Genomic DNA, 22,470 nt, shown 5'->3' with positions numbered 1-22,470 from the left:
TCCCGATCCTGGCAGGACACTGAGTGCGTCAGGGGTCAACACCGGTCCCCAGTGTGGGGGACCCTCCTCGAACTGGGGGTGCATGCTGGCCGCCCCGCGGCGAGGGTCGCGGCGGGCGCACGACGACGGGAGGCCCGGGTCACGTCCGCCGAGTGGCGGAGGTGACCCGGGCCTCCCGGTCGGATCGTTGCTCAGTCGAGCGTGCGGCGCACGTCCGGCAGCAGCTGGTGGAGCCGCTCGGCGAGACGGTCCTGCGCCTCGTGCAGCGAGCGGAAGTCGCCGACGTACTGACCGAAGGTGTCGGACACGAAGAAGTGTGCGCCCTGCTGGTCGATCACGCCGCCGTAGTAGCCGCCGTAGTTCGCCGCCCAGAGCCCCGCGTCGGCCTCGGACCAGACGACGTGCGCCCGGGCCGGTGCATCGGGGGACACGACGCCGGCAGCGATGCCGGTGATGACCTCGATTGTCGCCGTGTCCACGGTCACCTCGGCCTGCTGGCTGTTGGCGACGCTGGTGCTCATGGTGGTACTCCTCGTGCTGCTGTGGTGCTGGACGGTGCTGGTGGTTCGGGCCGTGCTGGTGGTACGGGTCTGGCTGGTGGTGCTGGCCGCGAGGGCCGGATGGTCGTCGGGCACTACGCGACCGGACGGATCACGGCCGGCAGCATCACGTGGAGCTGGTCCGAGAGCTTCGTCTGGGCCTCTTCGAGCGTGGCGAAGTCGCCGACGACGAGTCCGAAGGTGTCCGAGGCCACGTAGCGGCCGTCGCGCTTGTCGACGCTGCCGCCGAAGTAGCCGCCGTAGTTGGCGATCCACTCGCCGTCGTCCTCCTGCGTCCACGTGGTCTTGGCACGTGCTGCGCGGCCGGAGTGCTCTGCCTCGGCCTCGAGGATCGCGATGACGTCGACCGTGTCGGTGTCGAGGGTGACCTCGCGGGTGTCGGTGGTGACGGTGGTGCTCATGTCGCTCTCCTTCGCGATCCGGGGTACATCAGGTGATGGTGCAACCGTACGAGAACGTCCCCCGGCGACGCCAGCGATGCCCGTCCATTCACGGGTTTCGTGCATACGGATCGGGGTACAGCCCCGGATTTCCGGGGTCGGGGGACGCGGGAACGGGGTACAGGTGCGCGATCGGGGTACTCGTTCCGTGGATGAACCGGTTCCCGCGGGTTCGCGAGGTCCCCTCGCGTCCATCCCGGACGGGAGGCGCGGCCCGCTAGCGTCGTTCCCGATGAGCACCAGGACGAGGACCACGATCGTGCGGAGTGGGATGGTAGCTGCGGTCGTGCTCGTGGGCGCGGTCCTGCTGGTGCCCGGCCTCGCAGACCGGGTCCGGTCCGCGCTGCTCCACCTCGTGGGCGCGCTGCGCGCGCTCGGGCACGGCACCCTGACGCTCGGTGACGGCTTCGTGGCCGCGATCGCGGTGACCCTGGTGACCGCCCTGCTGCCGGTGCTGCTGGCGAGGGCGAGCCGGGCCTCCCGGCCGGCCGGGGTGGCGGGACGCGCCCTGGTGAGCGCCGTCGTCGTGCTGGCGGCCGCCGTCGTCGTGGCGGCACAGTCCTCCACCCCGGGCGAGCGGTTCCGGTCCGTCGTGCTCGCGGGTCTCGTCGGGGTCGCGATCGGGGCGCTGCTCGACGCAGCCTGGCACGCGCGACACAGCGCCGCGCACGCGTCGGGACGAACGAGGCGGGTGGCGTGGACGCTCGCGGCCGCCTACGCGCTCCTGGTGGTGCTCGTGGCGACGGCGGGCTCCCCCGTCGACCGCGGGATCCACCCGTGGCTGACGCGCGCGATCGCCGCGGGGCACCGTCTCGGCGCTCCGCAGTGGCTCGACTACGGATCGGTCGAGTTCACCGCGAACGTGCTCTTCTTCGTGCCGTTCGGGTTCTTCGTGCTGCTGCTCTTCGGGGCACGCGCGTGGTGGGTCGGCATGCTCGGCGGGTTCCTGGCGAGCTGCGCGATCGAGACGGTGCAGGCGCTGTTCCTGCCGGCGCGGTTCGCGTCGGTGGACGACGTGCTGTCGAACACCTCCGGAGCGGTGCTCGGGGTCCTGCTGGGGATCGTGGTGCTGGGGCGGGCCCGCGTGAGCGCGGCTGGCGGACAGTCGCGGGCCGCAGTGTGACGATCTGACGACGGACGCGCCGCTCGGCCCGAGCGCGGCCTACGGTCAGCGCATGGACCCGAACCCCGATCGGAAGCACCATCGCCCCTACCGCCGGCCGTCGACCTTCCCCTGGTGGCTGTGGATCGTCGCGCCGCTCGTCGTGATCGCCGTCGTGGCGATCGCCCTGGTCGTCACCTGATCCGTCCGACCTGACCCGTCCTCGTTCCTCCACCGACGACAGCACGAAGCCCCCGGCACCGAGGTGCCGGGGGCTTCGTTCAGTTCAGCTGTGCTCAGGCGGCGTCGTGCTGACGACGGACCGACTTGCGGGCGACCAGGAGGCCACCACCGAGAACGATGGCGCCGCCGGCAGCCCAGAGGCCGAGCGTCGAGATGGTGCCACCGGTGAAGGCGAGCTGGCCGGGGGTGCCGGAGTTGCCGTTCGAACCGACCGTGACGGCGGTGTCGCCGGGGGCGACGGTGAACGAGGCGAGGCCGACGACGCCCGAGGTGGCGCCCGTGGCGGTCAGGTTGTAGGTACCCGAAGCACCGGCCGGGAAGGTGACCTTGACGACGAGCGCGCCGGTCGGCGAAGCCGTGTAGGCCTTCGAGACCGTCGTGGTCGGCAGCGCACCGAGGGTCACGGCGCCGGCGCCGGTCACCTGGACGTTGACGGTCTCGCCGTTCTGGAATGCACCGTCGGTGAAGCTGACGTTGGCGGTGCCGCCCGCGACGTAGCTGCCCGAGACGGAGACGCTCGAGTCCGGCGCGTAGCCGGCAGCGTTCGCCGCGGTCGGGATGGCGATGAACGCTGCGCCCGCGAGGACGGCAGCTGCGATGAGCTTCTTCATGAAGTGTTTCCCCTAAGAATCTGATCCTGCAGACCCTGACACCCAGAGCCCGTGGCACTCCCCCCAAACGCAAGCCGTGAAGGAGCAAGCGGTCGCTATGGCGAAGTTCCCTCAATCTAGCGGGAATCCTCAGGTTGTTGCCACCAGATCCGAAACTTTTTCGAGATCGAGCCGGTCCCGGTGCGCATCAGGGACACCTCTGCATCGCTCGACACCCCGTCAGGAGGCGTCCTTCCCCGGCGAAAACCCCAGTTGAGAGGCCGTTGCGGGTACTACCGCCGACAGCGCCGGGCCGCGCGCAGTCCCACCTGGGACCGGCTGAGCCGGGTGCTCAGGAAAGTCCAGACCCCCCACTCTGGGGACAGCTCGAATCGCGCTACGCGGCTCGACACGCCGCCGCCTCCGGTCCGTGGACGAGGCGCGGACGTATGGTTCGCGCTCAGCTCGCGGGGATCGGGTCCTTGCACTCGAACCGCAGGGGCTCGACCTTGCCCTGCTCGACGCCCGGCGTCGAGATCGCCTCGACACCGGCGTTCGCGAACTTCGCGTCCCCGAGGTACGCGACCCGGAACGTCGTGCTCTCCCCCGGTCCGAGCAGTGTCTGCAGCTGCGCGACCGGGTGCCCGCCGTCCGTCGCCGTCTGCACGCCGACCTGCTTGCCGTCCTGCGTCGAGCCGAGGTAGATGGCGTTCTCCGGCGCGTAGACCGCGAGGAGCGTCTTGATCTTCCCGGGCTCGGTACCGAAGATGCCACCGCCCGTGACGTACTCGGGGAGACTCGTTGCGGCGTCGGCCGGTGCGGTGTTCTTCAGGGTGACCTCGACCACGGAGGTCGGACGGCCGTCCTGCCGGCAGACCGACGATCCGACCGATACGGACTTGTCGAGGTAGTAGTCCATCTTCGCGGCGGTGCCGTCGTTCAGGTAGACGCCGAACTGCCGGGTCTCTCGAGACGCGGTGGGAAGCTCGCCGGCCAGCGGCGTCCCGTCGAGCCGCCGCTGCTCGTCCTCCGACGCGCTCCACAGACGGAGGCGCCCCTCGTCGGTCCCCTGGGTCAGCGCTCCGATGAACCGCTTCGCGTCGAAGCCACCGCTCGACACCTTGTCGAAGACCGCGCTCGCGGCTGAGGCGAAGAAGACGTCCTGGACCGCGGGATCCGGGTACTTGGCGTAGACGTCGCTCAGCAGCAGTTGGACAGCGTTGTCCGAGGTGAGGGTCTCACCGGTCGCCAGCTGCACCGGCCCCGTCGCCCGGAGCATGTAGCTCAGCGTCACCGGGTCCATCGCGAGGACTCCGTCGACCTCCTGCCCGAACTTCTGCTTCCACATCTCACGGGCGAGCTGCGCAGTGACATCGAAGCGTGGTGTGAGGTTGACGTCCTGCATGTACCTGCCGGTGATGTCCCCGTACAGGCTGGCCGTGTCTGACTCGAGCGGAAGCACCGGCTGCTCGTAGGGGCCGAAGGACGAACCCGCGGCCTGGTTCTCGAGCTTGATCGACCCGTCCTGCACCTTGAGCAGCGCGACGGCACCCGGGATGCCCCCGCCTGCTCGGAGCTCCGCGTTGTTCTGGAACAGGAGCACGTAGTTGCGTTCGCCGTCCCGAGCGAGCATCGCCGGTGCGAGCTGCACGACGCGGTTGGCCGTGTCGACCTGCGTCGACGCGGACTGCACGGCGTTCCGCAGCTGGTTGACCGCAGACGTCACCGGCGAGAGCGTGCCGCTCGTGTCGATCGCTTGCGCATCGCGGTCGGCCTTCGTCAGCGTCTCGGCCGCCTGCGCGACCGCCGGCTGCGCGGTGACGAGTGGATCGAGGTCGACCTTGCCGTCCTTCGGCGCGAACGAGTCGACGCCGAGCCCACCGACGACGCCGGCGACGGGACTCACCGCACCGTCGGCCACATCGTCGACGACCACGGCGACCTCGCGCACAGCACGCAGGTTCGTACCGAAGAACGGGACGTACTGGGCTGCGCCCCACACCGCGTCCCCGGTGAGCGACCGGGCCGCGGACGCCTCGTCCTCCAGGCGCTTCGCGGTCTGCTGCGCCGCACTCGTGTCCGCGTCCGTCAACTGCGACCGCAGCGTGCTGACGTCAGAGACCGCCCGTTCGAGATGCCCCTTGGCGAGCACACCGCGCACCCCCACCCAGACGGCGGCGAGGATCAGCAGGAGGACGACGGCCAGGACGGTCCACAAGACGACGCGGGCCCTGGACCCCCGGCTCCCTGCAGCGCGTCGCGACTCGGGCTGGTCGGACATGCGGCTCAGTCTAAGGGTGAGGATTCGTTCGACGTCGCAGCCAGACCAGCCGCGTCCAGAGCATCGATGATGAGGGTCACTTCGTATTGCCCTCTACGATGAAAGTCCTTGCACCCAAGAGCGGAGCGATCTGTGCGTCGATCTGTGGCCATCATCGGCACACGCGGTTATCCGAGCTACTACGGCGGATTCGAGACAGCCGTGCGTCGCCTCGCGCCTTACCTGGTTGAAGCCGGCTGGGACGTCACCGTCTACGGGCGGCGAGGGTCGGTCACCGAGACTGACCCGTCGGCGCATCCAGACGTCCGGAGCAAGTACACATGGGGCCTCAACTCGAAGTCCCTCAGCACGCTCTCCTTCGGCGCGACTGCGTCCGCTTCGGCTCTCGTCAACAAGCCCGATGTGGCCCTGATCATGAACGTCGCAAATGGCTTCTTCTTGCCGGCGTTACGGGCGCGGGGCATCCCTTCGCTGCTCAACGTCGACGGTATCGAGTGGGACCGCGCCAAGTGGAACCGAGTCGCCAAAGCGGTCTTCCGCTCGGGCGCAGCGATGTCTGCCCGCTGGGCGGATGAACTCGTCTTCGACGCTCGGGCCATCGGCGACCGCTGGCGAAGGGACTTCGGGGTGGGCGGCACGTTCATCCCGTACGGCGGTGACACGCACGAAGCCCTCGACGTGGAGGACGGTCTGCAGCACCGGGGGTACGTGCTCTACGTCGCACGCTTCGTTCCGGAGAACAGCGTCAACGAGTTCTTCTCCGCGGCCCGGCAGCTCGAAGGCCGCTGGCCTGTCGTCATCGTGGGTAGTGACGGTTTCAACGGCCATCTGGATGAAGCAGCTCGACAGCTGAGCGCAAACTCCGAGAACGTGCACTGGCTCGGCCACGTCAACAACGACGACAAGCTGCGCTCGCTCTGGCAGCACGCAGGCGCGTACTTCCATGGCCACAGCGTCGGTGGGACGAACCCAGCGCTCGTGCAGGCGATGGCGAGCGGTGCCCCCACGGTGGCCCGGGATACGCCGTACAACCGAGAGACACTCGGCGAGACAGGAATCTTCGTCGAGGCGACAACGGATGCAATCGTCAGAGGAGTCGAGACGATGATGCAGGCGCCAGAGCAGGATCAGTTCGGACGAGCAGCCAGAGATCGTGCGGTGCAGGACTATTCGTGGGACGGAGTGTGCGCTGCTTACGAGCTCGCACTGAGCAGGTTGATGGACGAGAAGCGACGATGACGGAAGGCGGTCGTTCTGTCCGCATCTACCCTGAGCTCAGGGCTGCGCAGGTGGAGCGACACGAGCAGCTGGTGCCAGCAGAAGGTTGGTACTTCAAGACGAACTACGACATCACCGGCGAGGTTGCTCCGGCTTTCGTTCCGATGTCGACCCTCAAGGCCCTTCTGACACTGGCCTTCGCGGAGGTTGAGACGCTTGAAGTACCCGAGCTTCTCTGGGCTCGCGAACTTCCGCGCACGCTCGCGCTGCTGGTGGTTCACAAGTTGACATCGCGGCGATCGGCCAGACGTGTCTTCTATGCCATCGAGAACAACGATCCTGAGACTGCCCTGCTCGGCACACGCAAAGTTCCGAGGTGGATCTCCGCTCCTCTGCGCGGAGCCCTCGGACTCTCCGCTCGTTGGTTGATCGATGCCGTCGTCTACGGGTCAGAAGGGTCCCGTCGGGCGTACCAGAGCTTGCCGCTCGTACCGGGGATGCACTCCACTCTGATCGAGGAACTTCCTGGACGGCCGACCGGACCTGCGCTGCCCGAAGACCGGCGCGGCGCGGTCTTCGTGGGTGCGCTCGAGACACGCAAGGGGGTTCCCGCACTGATGAAGGCTTGGGAAATGATCGAAACGGGTCACGCGGATCGGCAGATCCGGATCATCGGGAACGGGGAGCTCGTCTCAGAGGTCCGCACCTGGTCGGACAAGAACCCAGCGCAACGAATATTCCTCGGACAACTTCCACACGATCAGGTTCACGACATCCTCACCCAGAGCTCCGTGCTCGCGGCCCCGTCCCTCCGAGAAGGCCGCTGGCGCGAACAGATCGGGCTGCCGATCAAGGAAGCGCTGCGGGCCGGAGTGACGGTGGTGAGCACCCCGGACACGGGCCTAGCAGACTGGCTCGTCACGAACGGTCATCACGTGGAGCAGATCGACGCTCTCGCGGGTGCCCTTGCCGCAGCCCTCGATGCGCCGCTGCATCCGGCCGAAGTGATCCGGGCGCTACCGCAGTTCGATGGCCGTGTTGCAGCGGACCATTGGCTGCGGCGAAGCACCGAGGCGGCATCATGACGACGAAGAAGGTCCTCGGAGCAATCGTCGTTCATCACCGCAGCTACGAAACAATCGAGAAAGTACTGTCCGACCTGGTGCACGAGGGGGTGGCGCCAGAGAACATCGTCGTTGTCGACAACAGCGATCAAGACGATTCCGAAGACCGACTCAGGACGCTCCTGCCGGGTTCAACCCGACTGCTCAGCGTGGCAAATCACGGATACGGTGCCGCTGTGAACGCCGGTGTGCGAGAGCTCCAGGCGCACGCAACGTACGATCTCCTCCTCGTCGCAACGCACGAGGTTGAGATTGCCGACGGTTCTGTAGGCGCCCTCGTCGACGCGGTTCGCTCTGCACCGAACATCGGTGCCGCCGGTCCGACCCTCATCAGCAGGGTGGACGGCGCGGACAAGGTGTGGTCGACCGGTGGGCGGTTCACACGGTGGGCGAGAGTACCGCGGCACCACGATCATCGAGCGGACGTCCACGCGGTGCAGCAGTCGGGGTCACCAACTCGTCGAGAGTGGCTCGACGGCGCGTTCGTCCTCTACAGAGCGCAGCTGCTGTCAGAACTTCGGGTCAACGAAGTCTTCTTCATGTACGTCGAAGAGGTTGACCTCCACCTTCGGATAGCTCGAGCCGGTTTCGAGGTCGTTTGGGTTCCTGAGGCAAGGGTTCGCCAGAGCTCGAACGGCACGCCCATGTTGTACTTCGGACGGAACCTCGCGCTTCTGCACCGTCTCAACGGCGAATCTCGACGCCTGGTACTACTGCCGTTCGTCGCCTTGAGAATGGCGCTACCTCTTGTGGTTCGGAGGAGATCCTTGCGACCTGTCATCGACGTGGTGAAGGGAATCGTTCGAGGTCTGACCGAGAGGATGACCCGTTGACGCGGCGCACACTGGTGATCAACCCTCTCGGTGGTGCACTTCTCCACTACCGTTCGGAACTCGTCAGCGTCCTGCGGGAATCGCTGCAGGACCCGCTGGTCCTCGAGTTCGAGGAACCATCGGTGAGCCATGAGTCTCGCTACCGCTGGGTGAGCAGGTACATCAAATCCCTGATGATCGCTCGTTCCCGGCAACGCCGGGCGCCCGGAAGTACCGCGATCATCACCTGGCCGGTGCTCGGCTACCTGGACCTTCTGCTGACGGCGGTTGTCCTTCCCAACTCCTGGCTGACCGTGCATGATCCCGTACCGCTGGTCCGTGCAGTCGGGTACGGCAAGCTGGCTCGTTCCGCAGCACGCACCCTGGGTCGCCACGCGAAGATCATCGTCCTGAGCCATCAAGCATCGGACGAAGTGCGGCGGGCGCTCCCTCGTGCAACGATCCGCGTGCTTCCCCATCCGATCCTCGAACCGGACCTGCAGCGACAGCGCCCGGAGCACACGGTCATACGGGTCCTCGGGCAGTACAAGGCGGACCGAGATACCGATCTCCTGCGATCGATCGCTGCGGAACATCCCGCGTCACGGTGCACGATCACGGGTCGAGGATGGCCGAAGGTGGCCGGCTGGGAGGTCGACGACCGCTTCGTTCCGGAAGCAGAACTCGACGACCTCATCCGTTCAGCCTCGGTCGTGCTCATCCCGTACCGCCGCTTCTTCCAGAGCGGCGTCGCGGTGCGGTGCCTCGAGACCGGAACGCCGTTCGTCGGCCCATCTGACAGTTCGTTGTCCGATCTGCTCGCGAAGAGGCCCGATCTGCTTGCGAAGTCATCAGCCGCTGACTGGCTCCGCGCCATCCGCGCGGCGATCGAAGTATCCGAACACGAAATGACCTCAATATCTGCCCTGGCAAGACGCCGTGCCGCGAGCGGATGGGCATCGATCTAGCTACTTCGCTCGCCGCCGGGCGAACCAGCGAACGATCCCACCGAACGGCGCGTCCATGGGCAGAAACGTGTTTTGCGTGCCCCATCTGCGTGCAGTCCCCCTCGGATTCCTTTGGAACTCGAGGGAGTCGCTCGTCGTTCCTGTCAGCTACTGGAGCGGGTAGATCGAAGCCGTCGCGTTCCGCGGGCGCCACGCGAGAGGTGTGCCGGAACATCTGCTCGGCCTCGATCCGCGCGATCAGAGCCCGTACCACCTAGCCCGGCTACTGAGGGGCAGGGGTACTGGCAATCCAGCTGTAGAGAGCGCGCACTGCCGGCGTCGCCGCACAGAAGACCCAAGGACGACGAGTGCGGCGGCCACTGCGCTGGAGACTCTAGAGCCCGAGGATGGACATCGGCGGAAGATACCTCCGGCCGCCAGCGGAAGCGAGCGCTCTGTTACTCTCCGATCATGCGAAGGATCCTCGTGGTCGTTGCGGGGGTTGTCATCACGATCGCCGCCGCTGCCCTAAGTGTGCGCGAGCCGTCTATCGGCGCGGTGCTGCTCGCGGTCGTAGTCTCGGCGCTGATCCTCGCGACCCGGCCGTCGTGGACGGTGCACCTGACGCTGATCCTGGCGTTCATCGCGCTGCCCGCGATCATTCCGACCGAGTTCAACGTTTACGGCGTCACGATTCGCGCCCACGAACCGTTCCTGCTGCTCTCCGTGCTGTACGCCGTCACGAAGCTGAAGGGCACCCGGCGAACGAACCTGATCGGTCTCGCGTTCGCGTCCTTCGTGGCCCTCGGCGCCCTCGTCGGGCTTGCGCACGGCAACGCGCCCGCAAAGCTGCTGTACGACGCCCGTCCGGTAGCCGAGGGTGCGGCGATGATCTTCGTCGCCGTTCGCGTGTACGGCACCCAGATCGGCGACGCGGCCGTCCGCGTGATTCGGTGGGTGCTGTGGATCTCCGCGGCCGTCGTGTTCGCCGGGGCGACGCTTGGGCTTGCGGTCGGTGGGCGGACAGAGGAGGCGAGCCTTGCCAACCCGGGGGCGGACTCGGGTGCCGCTACGCGGCTGCTCACGAACACGACGTTCCCGGCGCTGGCAGTGCTGTGCGCGGTCGTCGCGCTGGTGGTGGCTCGACGGGCGACGCTGCGGAGCACGTGGGCGTTTTCGGTGCCCGCTCTGCTGATCGTCGTCCTGAGCTTCTCGCGGAACTCGATCCTCGCGGTCGCGGTCGCGATCCTCTTCGCGGTCGTCGCGACCCGCACCGTCTCGTCCGCACTGCGCGCCGCCGGGATCTTCGCAACGGCGATCGGGGTGTTCGCGCTGCTGCTCGTCCTGAGCCCGATCCTGGCGGGGCTGCCTGGCGGCGACTTCATCAACACGCAGGTGTCGAGCTACGCGAGTCGCGTCGTCGATGGCCTGTCGTCGAACGTCCAGGCCACGGACGCGTCGGTGCAGTTCCGGGCCAGCGAAACGTCGTGGCTGCTGCGCGGCATCGCTTCGGCGCCGGTGTTCGGCCACGGGTTCGGGTTCGCTTACAAGCCGTCGGCCGGGACGTCGGCGTTCACGCTCGACTACGCGCCCTACTACGCGCACAACTTCTACCTGTGGGCCGGGGTGAAGACCGGTCTGCTGGGGGTCGCGGCGTTCCTACTCGCCGTCGCGAGCCCGCTGCTACGGTCGCTGAGCCGCCCGTCGGTCCCGACACTCGCCCTGGCGGCGGCGCTGATGGGGATGCTCGCGGCGTCGTACGTCGCGCCGGTGCCCCTCAGCTCGACCTCGACGATCCTGTTCGGGTCGCTCGTCGGTGCGCTGGCGTGTGCGACGGACCGGCGTCCCGCGCTCGAGCCGGACCAGAAGGTCGGCGCCCGGGAGTTCGCGCGCGTCTAGCCGACACCCCGAACATCGTCCCGCCACACCCACGCGCAGTGAGCACCCCTGCTCGAACCCACACTCGACGAGGACGGCTCGCTCGGTGCGTGCGAGCACGTGCGCTTCGACTTCGAGGATCCGGTCGGGAAACTGTACCCATGCTCTCAACGGGTCGGGCACGGGCAGGTCAACCTCGGGCCCACCGCGTGCCGCCTCGGGAAGCGAGTACGCGTCGCCGAGCGTCCACCGGTCGCGGCGTCGCTTCGACATCAGCGCTCGCGGGGCTTTAGCGTCCGAGCGGTGACGGTGCCGCGGGGCACCCACGCCCGCTGCAGTCGACCCTGCCAGGCGACCTCGACTCGACCTCATCGGCCGCCGGCGAGACGTCTCCTAAGGCCTGTACGTCTCCTAGTTTCCAGTGCAGCGGGTGTTCGTCGACTGCGCGATCAATTCGTTCAGCTTCGCTCTGATCTGGGCTACTGGAACAATTCCCGTCGCCTGAGCAACTCGATTGCTCGTCGGGGAACGCGTGATATTCCTGAAGCGCAACACGGCCCGGCGCATGCCACGAACGACGGGCCCGAGCGTCCAAAGCTGAACCTGGACGACTCGGCCGCTCGGTGGCCCTCCGCAGGGCGCGGCAGTGCAGCGAGCCTGACCGTGGTCGAGCCGATCATTACCGCGATGATGAACATGTCTCACGCGGGGCGTCCCGCAGGCGACCCTCTTCTCGGCTATTGGTCTTCGACGGTCATTGCAAATGCGGCGATGTCGTCTGACATCCGCGCCGAGGTGAAGTGCTCCTCCACCCGCTCACGTGCTCGACGCCCCATGGTCGCCGCAGCCGCGTGGTCGTCGAGCAGGCCGATGATGTGGCGGGCCATGGCCTCGTGGTCCCCGGGTTGCACCAGGAAACCAGTGCTGCCGTGCGCGACGTAGTCGTCGATGCCGGCTGTGGAGGTGATCACCACTGGTCGGCCGACCGCCATCGCCTCGAGCGACACGGTCATCCCTGATGCATGCAGGTTCGGCCTGGTGGCGATCGCTACGACGCTTGCACGACCGTAGGCGGCTCGCAGCTCAGAGTGAGTGAGGTACGGAACGATCTTCACGCCGTCAGGGGGCGTCAGAGCCGTCCTCGACTGCACGAGGACATCGATGTCCGGTCGGGTGCGTCGTACGATCTCAATGGCTTTGAGGAGTGTCGCCGGGTCCCGGTCCCGGTCGCCCCCTGCGCTGAACAGCATGGGCCGTTGCGGGAACTGCTGTTCTGCCCAGAAATCTGGGTCCACGCCGAACCGGAGGTAGCGAACAGGCGGGCCGCCCGGCCCGAGCCAGCGTGAAACGACGTCGACTTGCGGACGACTCAAGGCCCAGACGAGGTGTGCACGACGAAGCGCACGACGGATGAGGAAGCGCTTGACCTTCGCGCTGAGCGACGAGTCTGTGTCAGTTGCCCAGATCACGCCCGTCAACACTTTGCCTGTCGGCGATTCCTGCAGCATCCGGAGCGCGACGTCCTCTTCCCAGCTCAGCTGGACAGACCCGCCATCAACGGGTCCACTCCGTCTGAGGAAGAGCGATCGGAGCAACTTCGTCGGAGCGAGTGCCCCGACCTCCCGAGCCTTCGCAGTCGGGAAGTGCTTGGTCAATCCATCCAGGCCGTAGGGCCACCGGTCCGGTACCTCGCCTTGCTGATGCCGCCGTTCCCAGGTCGAGACGTCTCGCCCCTCGGCGAAGTGCACGCTGACGTCCGGACTTGCCGTCACGCTCGACCTCGCTCTGCCCGCTCGGGCGCGCTCTTGCGGGCCTGGAGCCAAGCAGCAGCATCGCTCTCATCGTCGATGAACAAGAACTCTCCAAGATCCTTGGTACTGGCTTCGATGACACCCGCGATCTTTCCGTACGAGTTGTCCGCAACGACGTGGGGTTTGCCGAGCAGCAATGCGAGTACATGGGCGTGCAGTCGGTCTGTCGCGATCAGCGCGCGTGCGTTGAACAGCCGTTGCCCGTCACGAAGGTTCAGGCGGTTGAGGGCAGCGTAGGACAGCTTCATCAACACGTAGTAACTGCGAGACGATCCGAGTCCGGGGAACTTCCGCGCCAGTCCGAGCGGCATACGGCTCACCTGCCAGAGGGCCTTGTCCAGGCTGCGTAGGCCCCAATCAGCGACCTCGTCTTGCGGTCCGAGCGCTGCTCGGACCGCCGGTAGGATCCCTGCTCCCCGTTCGTGGTCCCGGCGTGCAAGAACCAGGATGCCCTGCCGGCGAGCGGACGTCTCGGTCGAGGGCTGCCAGCCGAGCGCCGCGTCGTGACAGAACGACGTCTGGACATCAGGCAGTAATGCCCGAGCTCGTTCGTACGAGCGCCGATCACGTACCAGCAGATGGAAGTCGGGGTGCTGCGCGAAGATCTCGTTGGCGCGCGCAGCAGCCGCTTCATCTCGAAACTCGATCGATTGCGGGAGTTGCACGATCTTCCGCTTCGGGAACCTCTGAACTACCTGCTCACGGAAGATCTGGAACTGTGGCCACAGGTCTCCGAAATTGCCGCCGCCGTGCAGCAGGATCGGTCCCTCCGGCACGAGCTCCTGCAGGAGCGCGGGTGAGAATCGCTGGACGTCGGAGCTGTAGCGCACACGGACACCCATTGCTCGCAGGTGATCGAGTTCACCGCGCCAGATCATCGCATCGCCCACGTTCTGGTGGTTCGGGAAGTCGAGCAGTGCCACTTCGCGATGCGTACCGAGGAGCGAGGCGAAGACGTCTCGCGTCTCCTCCCGCAGCTGGTCCATCGTGCGCGGAACGCTCCTACCGATCCGGTCGATCATCTCGCTCACAGTTCAAGCCTTCCCATCGTGATGAAACTCCGCCACGGCACACGGTTCTTCATCGACACCGCGACGACTCCACTTCCGAACAAGAAAGCGGCCGCCACGAGGAAATCAGAGGCGGCGAGCCCCGCGAACCAGTTCGCGAGGATGAGACTGACTGAAGCTGCCGCCACACTTCCGCCGAGCATCAGGAGGAACACCGGTACGGCGACGCTGCGCGTCCAGGTTCGAAGCGAGAACTCCAGGACACGAGAGGCCCGGGTGAGGTAGACGGGCTCGACGAGGGCGAGCGGCAGCGTGAGGCCGAGAGCAACGCCCGGCAGCCCGAGGAGGTGCCCGAACAGCAGGGAACCGATGACGGTCAGCACCATCCACACGAGTTGCGGCACGAAGAACACGCCGGGGAATCCTGCTGCGTCCGCCGCGGGTATGAGCGGGAGATGAACCGCGTTGACCAGCAAGCCTGCGAGCAGCACGACCATGGTCAAAGCGATGGCCTCTACCGGTACGCCCGCTCCCAACCACACGCGGACGAGGTCGCGCGATGCGATCATCAGCACCGCACAACCGATCGCGCTGACCGAAAGCGTCACGAAAGAGATCGCAAGGAGCGCGGTGCGCGCTTGATCTCGTGAGATCACATTGAGCCGGCTGAGCGCCGGGCGGAACGGATCGTTCGCCCAGCCGATCAGCTGCCGCACACTCGTGTACACACGGAACGCGGCGTTGTAGTACGTCACGTCCTGCGGCCGGAGCGTCACTCCTGCTGCAATGGTCCCCGCTTGCAGGAGGAGCGCGCCGACAGCGTTCACCGCGAAGGCTCGCGTGCTGTAGGACAACATGTAGCGCAGGGTTGCTCTCGGGAAGCCCGCCCACCGCATCCGCGCAAGTCGTCGCCGAGACACGATGTACCACGACAGCAGAACAGGAACCAGCACCGCCACTGCTTCGGCCATGGCAACGAAGACGATGTCGCGGAACACGAAGCAGGCGACGAGAGTCAACATGACCCTGACCAGCACTCCGACCGTCTGATTCCTCCGTTCGACGGGCAGAAGACCCGCGCCGTTCAGAGCGGAGCCGAAGGGCTTGAGCAGCAGTGCCACGAGCATGGCGGTACCGGCTACCAGTAGCCAGACCGTCTCCTGAGGGGACAGAACGGCCTGCACCTTGGTGGACCAGAGGTACAGAGTTGCAATGGCTGCGAACGCCGGTGCGACCACGACCATCGCGAGCGCGTTCCAGATGAGGCCCGCCTGGAGGAACTCGCCCAGGGACCGCTGCTCGCCGCCGGCGCGTGCTCGTGACCCGAAGTGAACGATCGCGGTTCCTACACCGAGATCGGAGTAGTTGAGGTACTGCGCCACCGCGGAGACGACCAGCCAGACGCCGTAGTGCTCAGCTGAGACCGTCGCGATGATGATCGGTAGCAGAAGGATCCCCGCGAGCAGTCCGGCCATCCCAGCGCCGGCACTGCTCAAAACCCCCGCGAGGCCCCTGTGACCGCGGGACTGATCCGCGGAGCGACCCATCAGTACGCTCCGTCGCTACCCACGACCGCGCGTAGGGTCTTCCAGAGGATCACGAGGTCCCCCACGATGGCCCAGTTCTCCACGTAGTACAGATCGAGACGCACCGAGTCCTCCCATGACAGGTCAGATCGTCCGCTGACCTGCCACAGGCCGGTCATCCCCGGCTTCACCAAGAAGCGTCGGTGTACGTGCACGTCGTACCGCTCGACCTCTCGGGCGAGAGGGGGCCGCGGGCCGACCAACGACATGTTGCCGAGCAGGACGTTGAACAACTGCGGCACCTCGTCGAGGCTGTAGCGACGCATGAAGGCACCGACGCGCGTGACGCGCGGATCGTTCTTCATCTTGAACAGGACCGTGTTGCCCTCGGCGCGGTCGAGCGCACTCAGCTCCTGCAGGCGCTGCTCCGCGTCGACGACCATCGACCGGAACTTGATCATGTGGAACGTCGAACCGTTCAGGCCGACGCGCTCCTGCAGGAAGAACACCGGCCCGGTGGAGGTCACCTTGACGAGCACCGCGAGCACGAGCAGGACCGGGGAGAGCACGATGATGAGTGCCGCCGATCCGATCAGGTCGAAGGCCCGCTTGGTGTAGAGCTTCCGGCCCGAGTAGGTCGGGGTCTCGACGTGGATGAGCGGGAGGCCCTGCACCGGGCGGGTGTGGATCCGCGGGCCGCCGATGTCGGTCAGGCTCGGCGCGACGACCAGGTGCTGCCGGCCGGGCTCGAGCGACCAGCTCAGCTGGCGGACCCGCTCCGGCGGCAGGTCGTCGGAGCTCGTGATCACGACGGTGTCCGCTCCGGTCGTGGCCAGGGCTGCCAGGACGTCGTCGATGCCGCCGTGGCTCTCGACGGTGGAGCCTGGCAGCAGACCCCGCGTTCCGTCGGACACGGCCGCGCCGACCACGCGGTAGCCGGCTTCGGGTGCTCGGGCGAGCTCCCGTGCGATGTGCAGCACGCTCGCCGTCGAGCCGACGAGCAGCACCCGCGCGGAGTACCCGCCGTGCTTCCGCTCGGCGACGAGCCACTGGCGCCACATCCAGCGAGAGAGCAGCAGCACGAGGATGCCGACGGGGAACGCGATGAGCACGTAGCCGCGGGCCAGGTCGACGCGCAGCAGGTAGGCAGCGATCGCGATCAGCCCGAACACCCGGACGCTCGAGTCCGCGACCAGCCGGTACTCGGTGCTCCCGACGCCGATGACGCGGTCACCACGGGTGTCGTAGAGCGCCAGGCCGATCATCCAGACGGCGATGACGACGACGGAGATGCCGAAGTAGCTCAGGCGCAGGTCCGCCGTGTTCGTCATCAGGTTCGAGTCGAACCCGAGCCAGGCGATCTGCACGCCGAAGACGACCCAGATCAGCGCCAGCAGGTCGGTGACGAGCACGCGACGCGAGTACGTGCGGCTCCACTCGCGGGTGCTCCCCGTCGAGACGGGCCGGTGGACGGCCTCGGCCGTCACTGCCACCACCGCGTCACCACGTCGCCCCGCCGTCGTTCGACACCGCGACGCTGTCGCCCGCCCACATCCAGACGTCCTGCCCGGAGCGGTCGAGCGCGATCGCGCCCTCCGTCGCGACCGGGTTGCACCCGATCGGTGTGGTGGTCGTCGCAGGCGTCACACCCGACGCCGGCATCGTCTCGATCTGCACGCCGTCGCACGAGTCGGTCCCGATGCGAGCGAGCGTGTACTCGGTCCCGTTCACCGCGAGTGCACGCACGCCATCGATCGGTACGGCCACCCAGGCGCCGGTACCAGTGCGCCACTGCAGCTCGTCGGCGCACGCGACCAGCGTCGTGCTGTCACCGCGGAAGGCGTCGAGCGGGTCCTCGCAGGGCGAGGGCACGACCGCGTCACCGAGCACCAGTCCCTGGTCGGTCACCCCTGCGCCGGCGGCACCGGCGGTCCCGAGCACCCAGGTGGCTCCGTCGTCGGTGCTGGTGCGGACCTCGGTCGCGCACTCGTCGCCGACGCCGACGAGCACGGACAGACCGTCGGCGGTCACGCGCAGCGACCCGATGGTCCGCACGTCGTCGCCCAGGGCGACGGGTGACCACTCCTGCCCACCATCGGTGGTGTGCTCCAGCACCGTCTCGGAGACGTCACAGGTCGTACTGGAGGCTCGCCATGCCTCCAGGCCGTCGACCGCGGACAGCATGTGGCGGGTCGACACCCCGTCGGCCGTCGGTCCTGGGGACGCGGTGGCGGACGGTCCCGACGTCGCCGGCGCTGACGCGCTCGAACCGAACGTCGGCACCGGACCGGCGTCGCCACGCGCCTCCGGCGCGGTGCGCGCCAGCGCCAGCGCCACCAGGACGACGTCGACGACGACGAGCGCGACGACCACGAGGGCGATCCCGATCAGCGTCGTCCGCGGCAGCTCGCTCCCGAGGCTTCGGATCCCCCGGCGCTGGCTCATCCCCCGACCGCCGTCAGCGGTCCGCGCGGCGGACCACGCCGAGCTTGCCGCGGGTCTTCCCCGACGACTTGGTGGACTTCTGGGGCGGTTCCTCTTCGTCGAGGCCGTACCCGTAGCCGTACCCGTAGCGGCCGTAGCCGTACGCGCCCGGACCCTTGACCGGCATCATCGTGATGACGAAGCCGGCGATCGGTGCGCCGACGTTCTCGAGCGACGCGACCGCGGCGGCGAGCTGGCCCTTGTGGGTCTTGCCGGACGCGACCGCGAGGATGGCACCGGACGCCTTCTTCGACAGGATCGCGGCGTCGGTGACGGGCAGCAGCGGCGGTGCGTCGAAGAGCACGTAGTCGAACTGCTGCTCGAGCGTCTCGATCAGGTCCTGCATGGCCTTCGAGCCGAGGAGCTCCGACGGGTTCGGCGGGATCTGACCGGCCGGCAGCACGACCATGTTGCCGCGGCCCCAGGGCTGCGCGACGTCCTCCAGGCTCGCGCGACCGATGAGCACGTCGGTCAGCCCGGCGGAGCCGTCCACCTCCATGTACTCGCCGACGCGGGGGCGACGGAGGTCGGCGTCGATCAGGATGACCTTGAAGCCGGCGCTGTCCAGCGCGATCGCGAGGTTCGCGACGGTGGTGCTCTTGCCCTCGGACTGCATCGATGACGTCATGACGAACGTGCGCGAGCCGGTACCCAGGTCCAGGAACTGCAGGTTCGTCCGGAGCGTGCGGAACGACTCGGCGCGCGGGCTGCGCGGGTCGACCTGCACGATGAGCGGTCGCTCGGACGCCTTGTTGTCGTAGGCGATGCCGCCGACGACGGGCTTGTCGCTGATCTTCTCGACATCGGTCTCGACGCGGACGCGGTTGTCGAGCGTCTCGCGCAGCACGGCGATGCCGACACCGAGCGCCAGACCGACGAGCAGGCCGAGGGCGATGTTGACGGGGACGTTCGGGCTGACGGGCGAGCTCGGCACCTGCGCCTGCTTCACCCGGGTCAGCTTGACGCTGCTCGAGCCGTTCTCGTCAGTGGCCTCGATGTCCTCGACCACGTTGGTCAGGCTCTGCGAGGTCGCGTTCGCGATGTTCGTGGCCTGCACCGGATCGGTGCCGTTGACCGTGATCGAGATGAGCGTCGTGCTGGTCGGCGCCGTCGCCGACACCATCTTCGACAGCTCGTCCGCGTTCATGTCGAGCCCGAGCGACGAGATGACCGGCAGGAGCACGATCGGCGTCGACACCAGGTTCGAGTACGTCAGCACGCGCTGCTGCGTGAAGGTGTTGCCCTGGGCCAGGTCGCTGGCGCTGCCCGACGTCTCCGTCGACACGAACACCTGCGCCTCGGCGGAGTACACCGGCTTCTTCAGCAGGGAGAACCCTGCCGCCGCCGCGACGCCCACCAGGGCGAGCACGAGGATCAGTGCCCAACTCTTCCGCAGCACTGTGATGTAGTCGCGCAGTTCCACGCGGCCCGCCTTCCCCGATCCTGGCCGTTCCTGTGGTCCCGACACAGGTTCCGTGGGCTTGTCCCAGCAGACGGCATACAAATAGTGCCACACCATTGAGCCTCACTCGGCTGTTCTTGCCGATCTGCGTCGGTCGTCCTCTACGCTCGCCCCATGACATCCGAGCCGGAAGTGGCCGCCACCGAGCCTTCGACCGCCCGGCAACGCGACCTCGTCGCCCTGCTGGTCGCCCTCGTCGTGGCGGTCGTGCTCGCCCGGATCGTGAGCAGCCTGACGCTGCGCGGTGCCGTCCCCGGCCCGGTGCTCCAGGTGCTGCTCGGCAACCTCGCGGTGTGGGTGCCGCTCGTACTCGGCATCGTCTGGGTCCTGCGCCGCTCGGGCCGTGACCTGTTCGGCCGCTTCCGGATCGAGCTCGGCGACCTCGTGTTCGCGCTCGGGATCGTGATCCTGACGCGGGTGTTCGACGCCGTGCTCGCGCTGTCCTTCACCGGGACGAGCGGCCTGCAGCCCGCGCCGTCGCTCGGGACCCCGGACATCGGGCTGCTGCTCGTGTCAGCGGTCGGCATCGTGCTGGTCAGCCCCGTGCTCGAGGAGCTGTTCTTCCGCGGGCTGTTCCAGCGCCTGCTCGCCGCCGAGCTCACGCCCCGGACGCGCTGGCTCGCCGTGCTCGTGACGGCGTTCCTGTTCGCGCTGTCGCACCTCTTCCTCGGGTCGGCGACGACCTCGCTCGGTGGGGTGCAGGTGTTCCTGACGACCTTCGTGCTCGGGCTGCTCACGGGCACCCTGGTCGCGATGACGAACCGCATCGGCGGCGCGATCGTGGCGCACGTGCTGTTCAACGCGGTGGCGGTCGTCGCGACCTGGCCGCGCTGACGCGGTCCGGAAGCCGCCCAGCGCCGTTCGACCTGGCCGCACCGATCCTGCTCAGGGCTCCGACCGGCGCCGTCCGTCCCGCAAGCGCACGACGACCGCACCGGCGACTCCGATGACGGCGGCGACCAGCAGCGGCACCAGGGTCGCTCCCGCCGGTCCCATCGCCATCACGAAGACCGTGGCGCCGGCCGACACCATCTCGAGCGGGTACGGCAGGTACACGCGGGACCCCAGTGCGTACGACACCGCCGTGATCGCCGCGGTCCCCGTCCACAGCACCCCGAGCGCGATCACCGCGGCGATGCCCTGACCGACCGTACGGAGCCCGGTCCACGCGATCGCCGCACCGACTGCCACGGCCGGAAGCCACCGCAGCACCGCGAGCACGACGCCCGCCGCGTCACCGGGCGAGGACACCGGCGGGACGATGAACGTGTTCGCCCACGACCCGAGCGCCACCGCGCCGAGGGCCAGAGCGACGAGCGCACCGCCGGGAGCCGCTCGGGCGACGAGCGCAGCGAGCACCACCGCCGCTCCGACGCACACGAGCGACCCGACGGTGAGCGCGACGACGTACAACTGCGCGGCGCTGACGTCCGCACCGGTACCCGGCGTCCCGTCCATCCGCATGCCGGCGCCCGTGACGACGGCGGTCTCGACGACGGCCACGACCTGCACCCCGACCAGCCCGGCGAGCGCCGCGAGCGATCCGCTGCGCCGGACGGACCCGCGAGCACGCAGTACCCGGACGGCGATGCCGGCGACGACTCCCCCGACGAGCAGCAGTGCCGCGATGGTCGTCACCGCGTACTGGCTGAACGGCAGCAGGGCGATCGGCATGTCCGACGGGTCGGTGGTCGGCGTCGCCCACAGGTTCTGCAGTGGGAGCCGCATCCCGGTGATGATCCACGGGAGCAGACCGGCGACGGCCGCCCCGGCTCCGACCGCGACTCCGACGGTGATCTGCTGCGCGCTGCCGCGTTCTGCCTGGTGCACCACGGCACCGTACCGACCACGGCGGATCGTGCCGGCGTCCGCTGCCACCCGTGGGCCGTCGGACACATCGCCCACCGGACCTCGGGACGCGCCGGGGTGCGGCGACCGACTCGCGTCGAGCCGTGGTGAGGTGAACCCATGACCAGCGACCTCGTGCCGTGGGTGGTCGCCGGGGGGCTCGCGATCGTCGTGGTCGTCCTGGTGATCGTCCTGCGGCGGACCCAGTCCTCCAACCGTGCCGCCCTGTCCGACGCCGAGGTCCGGCTGGACCACCGCACCGGCACCCTCGAGCGGGAACACCGCGAGCAGACCGCAGCCGCCGACGCGGAGCACGCGCGGCAGCTCGCCGGTGCCGAGGCCTCCCGCCAGCAGGCCCTCGCCGAGGCCGAGGCCGGTCGCGCCCTCGCCCGCACCGGCATGCGCTGGGAGGAGGCATCGCAGCGCACGATCCTCGAGGTCTGCAAGGCCGCCGGGATCAACGGCGCCCTGCTGACCAACGTGGTGTTCGTGCCGGTGGCCCAGGGCGAGCGGGACCGCGACCGCAGCTACGCCGCGCAGCTCGACCACGTGCTCGTGTTCGAGTCCGGCCACGTGCTGGTCATCGAGAACAAGCGGTGGAACGGCATCGTGTTCGACGGCCGCAAGCCGAGCGCCGTGCACCACGCGTTCCGCAACCTGCTCGACGAGTCGTCGCTGACCGGGTCGTTCGCGATCCAGGTCCGCAGCCGTCGCGTCCTCGACCACGCGGACGACGTCGAGCACTGGTGGCAGGTCCGGGTGCAGTCCGGCGGGAACGCCCCGACCCGGCAGGTCCGGCAGCAGGCCCGCCGGCTGCAGCGGTTCCTGGCCGACGAGGACGGCAACGGGCCGCAGTGGGTCGACTCGTGCGTGTTCTACTCCGGCGACGCAGCCGCGTACGTCAACCCCGAGGACCGCAGCACGAGCACGACGCCGACGGGTCGTTCCGCGACGACCGCCGTCGTGACGAACGACAACGAGCTCCGCGGACTCGTCACCGACCTGGCACGCAAGCACGCCGTGCCGAACCGGGCGCGCACCGACTCGGTCGTGCGACAGCTGGCCGGCCAGGGCGCGCACACGATCACGGTCGGGACGTACCGCCTGCCGGAGGCGTGAGCAGACACGACGAAG

Annotated in this window: 20 protein-coding genes; 9 read left to right on the top strand and 11 right to left on the bottom strand. The window is 68.0% G+C overall.

Annotated features, from left to right (window positions below):
* Window positions 1-191: 191 nt before the first annotated feature.
* Window positions 192-521, bottom strand: a complete 330-nt coding sequence (locus ACH0A8_RS11270; protein ID WP_209684057.1) for a hypothetical protein — start codon at window positions 519-521, stop codon at window positions 192-194.
* A gap of 113 nt (window positions 522-634) precedes the next feature.
* A complete protein-coding gene (locus ACH0A8_RS11265) occupies window positions 635-961 on the bottom strand; it encodes a hypothetical protein (protein ID WP_066652101.1) in 327 nt (108 codons plus the stop codon).
* A gap of 271 nt (window positions 962-1,232) precedes the next feature.
* On the opposite strand from ACH0A8_RS11265, the gene ACH0A8_RS11260 reads away from it, so the two are divergent.
* Window positions 1,233-2,123: a VanZ family protein gene (locus ACH0A8_RS11260; protein WP_406907218.1), complete on the top strand. Its 891-nt coding sequence runs from the start codon at window positions 1,233-1,235 to the stop codon at window positions 2,121-2,123.
* A gap of 52 nt (window positions 2,124-2,175) precedes the next feature.
* Window positions 2,176-2,304: a hypothetical protein gene (locus tag ACH0A8_RS11255; protein WP_268746769.1), complete on the top strand. Its 129-nt coding sequence runs from the start codon at window positions 2,176-2,178 to the stop codon at window positions 2,302-2,304.
* A gap of 94 nt (window positions 2,305-2,398) precedes the next feature.
* On the opposite strand, the gene ACH0A8_RS11250 is transcribed toward ACH0A8_RS11255, so the two are convergent.
* Both ACH0A8_RS11250 and ACH0A8_RS11245 read right to left on the bottom strand, forming a co-directional pair.
* Window positions 2,399-2,956, bottom strand: coding sequence for a hypothetical protein (locus ACH0A8_RS11250; RefSeq protein WP_066652095.1), 558 nt, complete (start codon window positions 2,954-2,956; stop codon window positions 2,399-2,401).
* A gap of 439 nt (window positions 2,957-3,395) precedes the next feature.
* Complete coding sequence (locus tag ACH0A8_RS11245) at window positions 3,396-5,216, bottom strand: DUF4012 domain-containing protein (RefSeq protein ID WP_144411223.1); 1,821 nt, start codon at window positions 5,214-5,216, stop codon at window positions 3,396-3,398.
* 144 nt (window positions 5,217-5,360) lie between these two features.
* Between ACH0A8_RS11245 and ACH0A8_RS11240 the strand changes: the two genes are divergently transcribed.
* From ACH0A8_RS11240 to ACH0A8_RS11220, 5 genes are all read left to right on the top strand, one after another.
* The gene (locus ACH0A8_RS11240; protein WP_200884128.1) at window positions 5,361-6,455 is read left to right on the top strand and encodes a glycosyltransferase; all 1,095 of its coding nucleotides are present in this window, start codon (window positions 5,361-5,363) and stop codon (window positions 6,453-6,455) included.
* On the top strand, window positions 6,452-7,519 hold the full coding sequence (locus ACH0A8_RS11235; protein ID WP_406907217.1) for a glycosyltransferase: 1,068 nt from the start codon (window positions 6,452-6,454) through the stop codon (window positions 7,517-7,519). The genes ACH0A8_RS11240 and ACH0A8_RS11235 overlap by 4 nt, the downstream gene beginning before the upstream one ends.
* Window positions 7,516-8,391, top strand: a complete 876-nt coding sequence (locus ACH0A8_RS11230) for a glycosyltransferase (protein ID WP_066652087.1) — start codon at window positions 7,516-7,518, stop codon at window positions 8,389-8,391. Before ACH0A8_RS11235 ends, ACH0A8_RS11230 begins: the two co-directional genes overlap by 4 nt.
* Entirely contained in the window at window positions 8,388-9,338 is a 951-nt protein-coding gene (locus ACH0A8_RS11225) for a hypothetical protein (RefSeq protein WP_406907216.1), read from the top strand. The genes ACH0A8_RS11230 and ACH0A8_RS11225 overlap by 4 nt, the downstream gene beginning before the upstream one ends.
* A 450-nt stretch (window positions 9,339-9,788) precedes the next feature.
* Entirely contained in the window at window positions 9,789-11,216 is a 1,428-nt protein-coding gene (locus ACH0A8_RS11220; protein ID WP_406907215.1) for an O-antigen ligase family protein, read from the top strand.
* Between the two features lie 716 nt (window positions 11,217-11,932).
* Here ACH0A8_RS11220 and ACH0A8_RS11215 read toward each other — a convergent pair.
* From ACH0A8_RS11215 to ACH0A8_RS11190, 6 genes are read right to left on the bottom strand one after another with little or no spacing between them, the layout of a single operon-like run.
* A complete protein-coding gene (locus tag ACH0A8_RS11215) occupies window positions 11,933-12,943 on the bottom strand; it encodes a glycosyltransferase family 4 protein (RefSeq protein WP_406907214.1) in 1,011 nt (336 codons plus the stop codon).
* A 20-nt stretch (window positions 12,944-12,963) separates the two neighbouring features.
* Entirely contained in the window at window positions 12,964-14,028 is a 1,065-nt protein-coding gene (locus ACH0A8_RS11210; protein WP_406907244.1) for a polysaccharide pyruvyl transferase family protein, read from the bottom strand.
* A 5-nt stretch (window positions 14,029-14,033) separates the two neighbouring features.
* A complete protein-coding gene (locus ACH0A8_RS11205) occupies window positions 14,034-15,563 on the bottom strand; it encodes a lipopolysaccharide biosynthesis protein (protein WP_406907213.1) in 1,530 nt (509 codons plus the stop codon).
* The gene (locus tag ACH0A8_RS11200; protein ID WP_406907212.1) at window positions 15,563-17,038 is read right to left on the bottom strand and encodes a sugar transferase; all 1,476 of its coding nucleotides are present in this window, start codon (window positions 17,036-17,038) and stop codon (window positions 15,563-15,565) included. The genes ACH0A8_RS11205 and ACH0A8_RS11200 overlap by 1 nt, the downstream gene beginning before the upstream one ends.
* 4 nt (window positions 17,039-17,042) lie before the next feature.
* On the bottom strand, window positions 17,043-17,987 hold the full coding sequence (locus ACH0A8_RS11195; protein ID WP_406907211.1) for a hypothetical protein: 945 nt from the start codon (window positions 17,985-17,987) through the stop codon (window positions 17,043-17,045).
* Between the two features lie 13 nt (window positions 17,988-18,000).
* On the bottom strand, window positions 18,001-19,449 hold the full coding sequence (locus tag ACH0A8_RS11190) for a polysaccharide biosynthesis tyrosine autokinase (RefSeq protein WP_209684074.1): 1,449 nt from the start codon (window positions 19,447-19,449) through the stop codon (window positions 18,001-18,003).
* A gap of 153 nt (window positions 19,450-19,602) precedes the next feature.
* Between ACH0A8_RS11190 and ACH0A8_RS11185 the strand changes: the two genes are divergently transcribed.
* Window positions 19,603-20,322 (top strand): lysostaphin resistance A-like protein, encoded by a 720-nt coding sequence (locus tag ACH0A8_RS11185; protein WP_406907210.1) that lies wholly within the window; start codon window positions 19,603-19,605, stop codon window positions 20,320-20,322.
* Between the two features lie 51 nt (window positions 20,323-20,373).
* Here ACH0A8_RS11185 and ACH0A8_RS11180 read toward each other — a convergent pair whose 3' ends face one another.
* The gene (locus ACH0A8_RS11180; RefSeq protein ID WP_406907209.1) at window positions 20,374-21,318 is read right to left on the bottom strand and encodes a hypothetical protein; all 945 of its coding nucleotides are present in this window, start codon (window positions 21,316-21,318) and stop codon (window positions 20,374-20,376) included.
* A gap of 138 nt (window positions 21,319-21,456) precedes the next feature.
* Between ACH0A8_RS11180 and ACH0A8_RS11175 the strand changes: the two genes are divergently transcribed.
* Window positions 21,457-22,455, top strand: a complete 999-nt coding sequence (locus tag ACH0A8_RS11175) for a nuclease-related domain-containing protein (protein ID WP_209684078.1) — start codon at window positions 21,457-21,459, stop codon at window positions 22,453-22,455.
* Window positions 22,456-22,470 lie beyond the last annotated feature (15 nt).

The sequence above is a fragment of the Curtobacterium sp. 179-B 9B NHS genome, assembly GCF_045370965.1.
Classification (GTDB): domain Bacteria; phylum Actinomycetota; class Actinomycetes; order Actinomycetales; family Microbacteriaceae; genus Curtobacterium.
This window is presented reverse-complemented; position numbering and strand designations above follow the sequence as displayed.

Coding starts and splice junctions, on each gene's coding strand:
- ACH0A8_RS11245 (WP_144411223.1), bottom strand. CDS start 5,216: ATGTCCGACCAGCCCGAGTCGCGACGCGCTGCAGGGAGCCGGGGGTCC.
- ACH0A8_RS11230 (WP_066652087.1), top strand. CDS start 7,516: ATGACGACGAAGAAGGTCCTCGGAGCAATCGTCGTTCATCACCGCAGC.
- ACH0A8_RS11250 (WP_066652095.1), bottom strand. CDS start 2,956: ATGAAGAAGCTCATCGCAGCTGCCGTCCTCGCGGGCGCAGCGTTCATC.
- ACH0A8_RS11210 (WP_406907244.1), bottom strand. CDS start 14,028: ATGATCGACCGGATCGGTAGGAGCGTTCCGCGCACGATGGACCAGCTG.
- ACH0A8_RS11255 (WP_268746769.1), top strand. CDS start 2,176: ATGGACCCGAACCCCGATCGGAAGCACCATCGCCCCTACCGCCGGCCG.
- ACH0A8_RS11175 (WP_209684078.1), top strand. CDS start 21,457: ATGACCAGCGACCTCGTGCCGTGGGTGGTCGCCGGGGGGCTCGCGATC.
- ACH0A8_RS11235 (WP_406907217.1), top strand. CDS start 6,452: ATGACGGAAGGCGGTCGTTCTGTCCGCATCTACCCTGAGCTCAGGGCT.
- ACH0A8_RS11270 (WP_209684057.1), bottom strand. CDS start 521: ATGAGCACCAGCGTCGCCAACAGCCAGCAGGCCGAGGTGACCGTGGAC.
- ACH0A8_RS11185 (WP_406907210.1), top strand. CDS start 19,603: ATGACATCCGAGCCGGAAGTGGCCGCCACCGAGCCTTCGACCGCCCGG.
- ACH0A8_RS11265 (WP_066652101.1), bottom strand. CDS start 961: ATGAGCACCACCGTCACCACCGACACCCGCGAGGTCACCCTCGACACC.
- ACH0A8_RS11260 (WP_406907218.1), top strand. CDS start 1,233: ATGAGCACCAGGACGAGGACCACGATCGTGCGGAGTGGGATGGTAGCT.
- ACH0A8_RS11220 (WP_406907215.1), top strand. CDS start 9,789: ATGCGAAGGATCCTCGTGGTCGTTGCGGGGGTTGTCATCACGATCGCC.
- ACH0A8_RS11195 (WP_406907211.1), bottom strand. CDS start 17,987: ATGAGCCAGCGCCGGGGGATCCGAAGCCTCGGGAGCGAGCTGCCGCGG.
- ACH0A8_RS11205 (WP_406907213.1), bottom strand. CDS start 15,563: ATGGGTCGCTCCGCGGATCAGTCCCGCGGTCACAGGGGCCTCGCGGGG.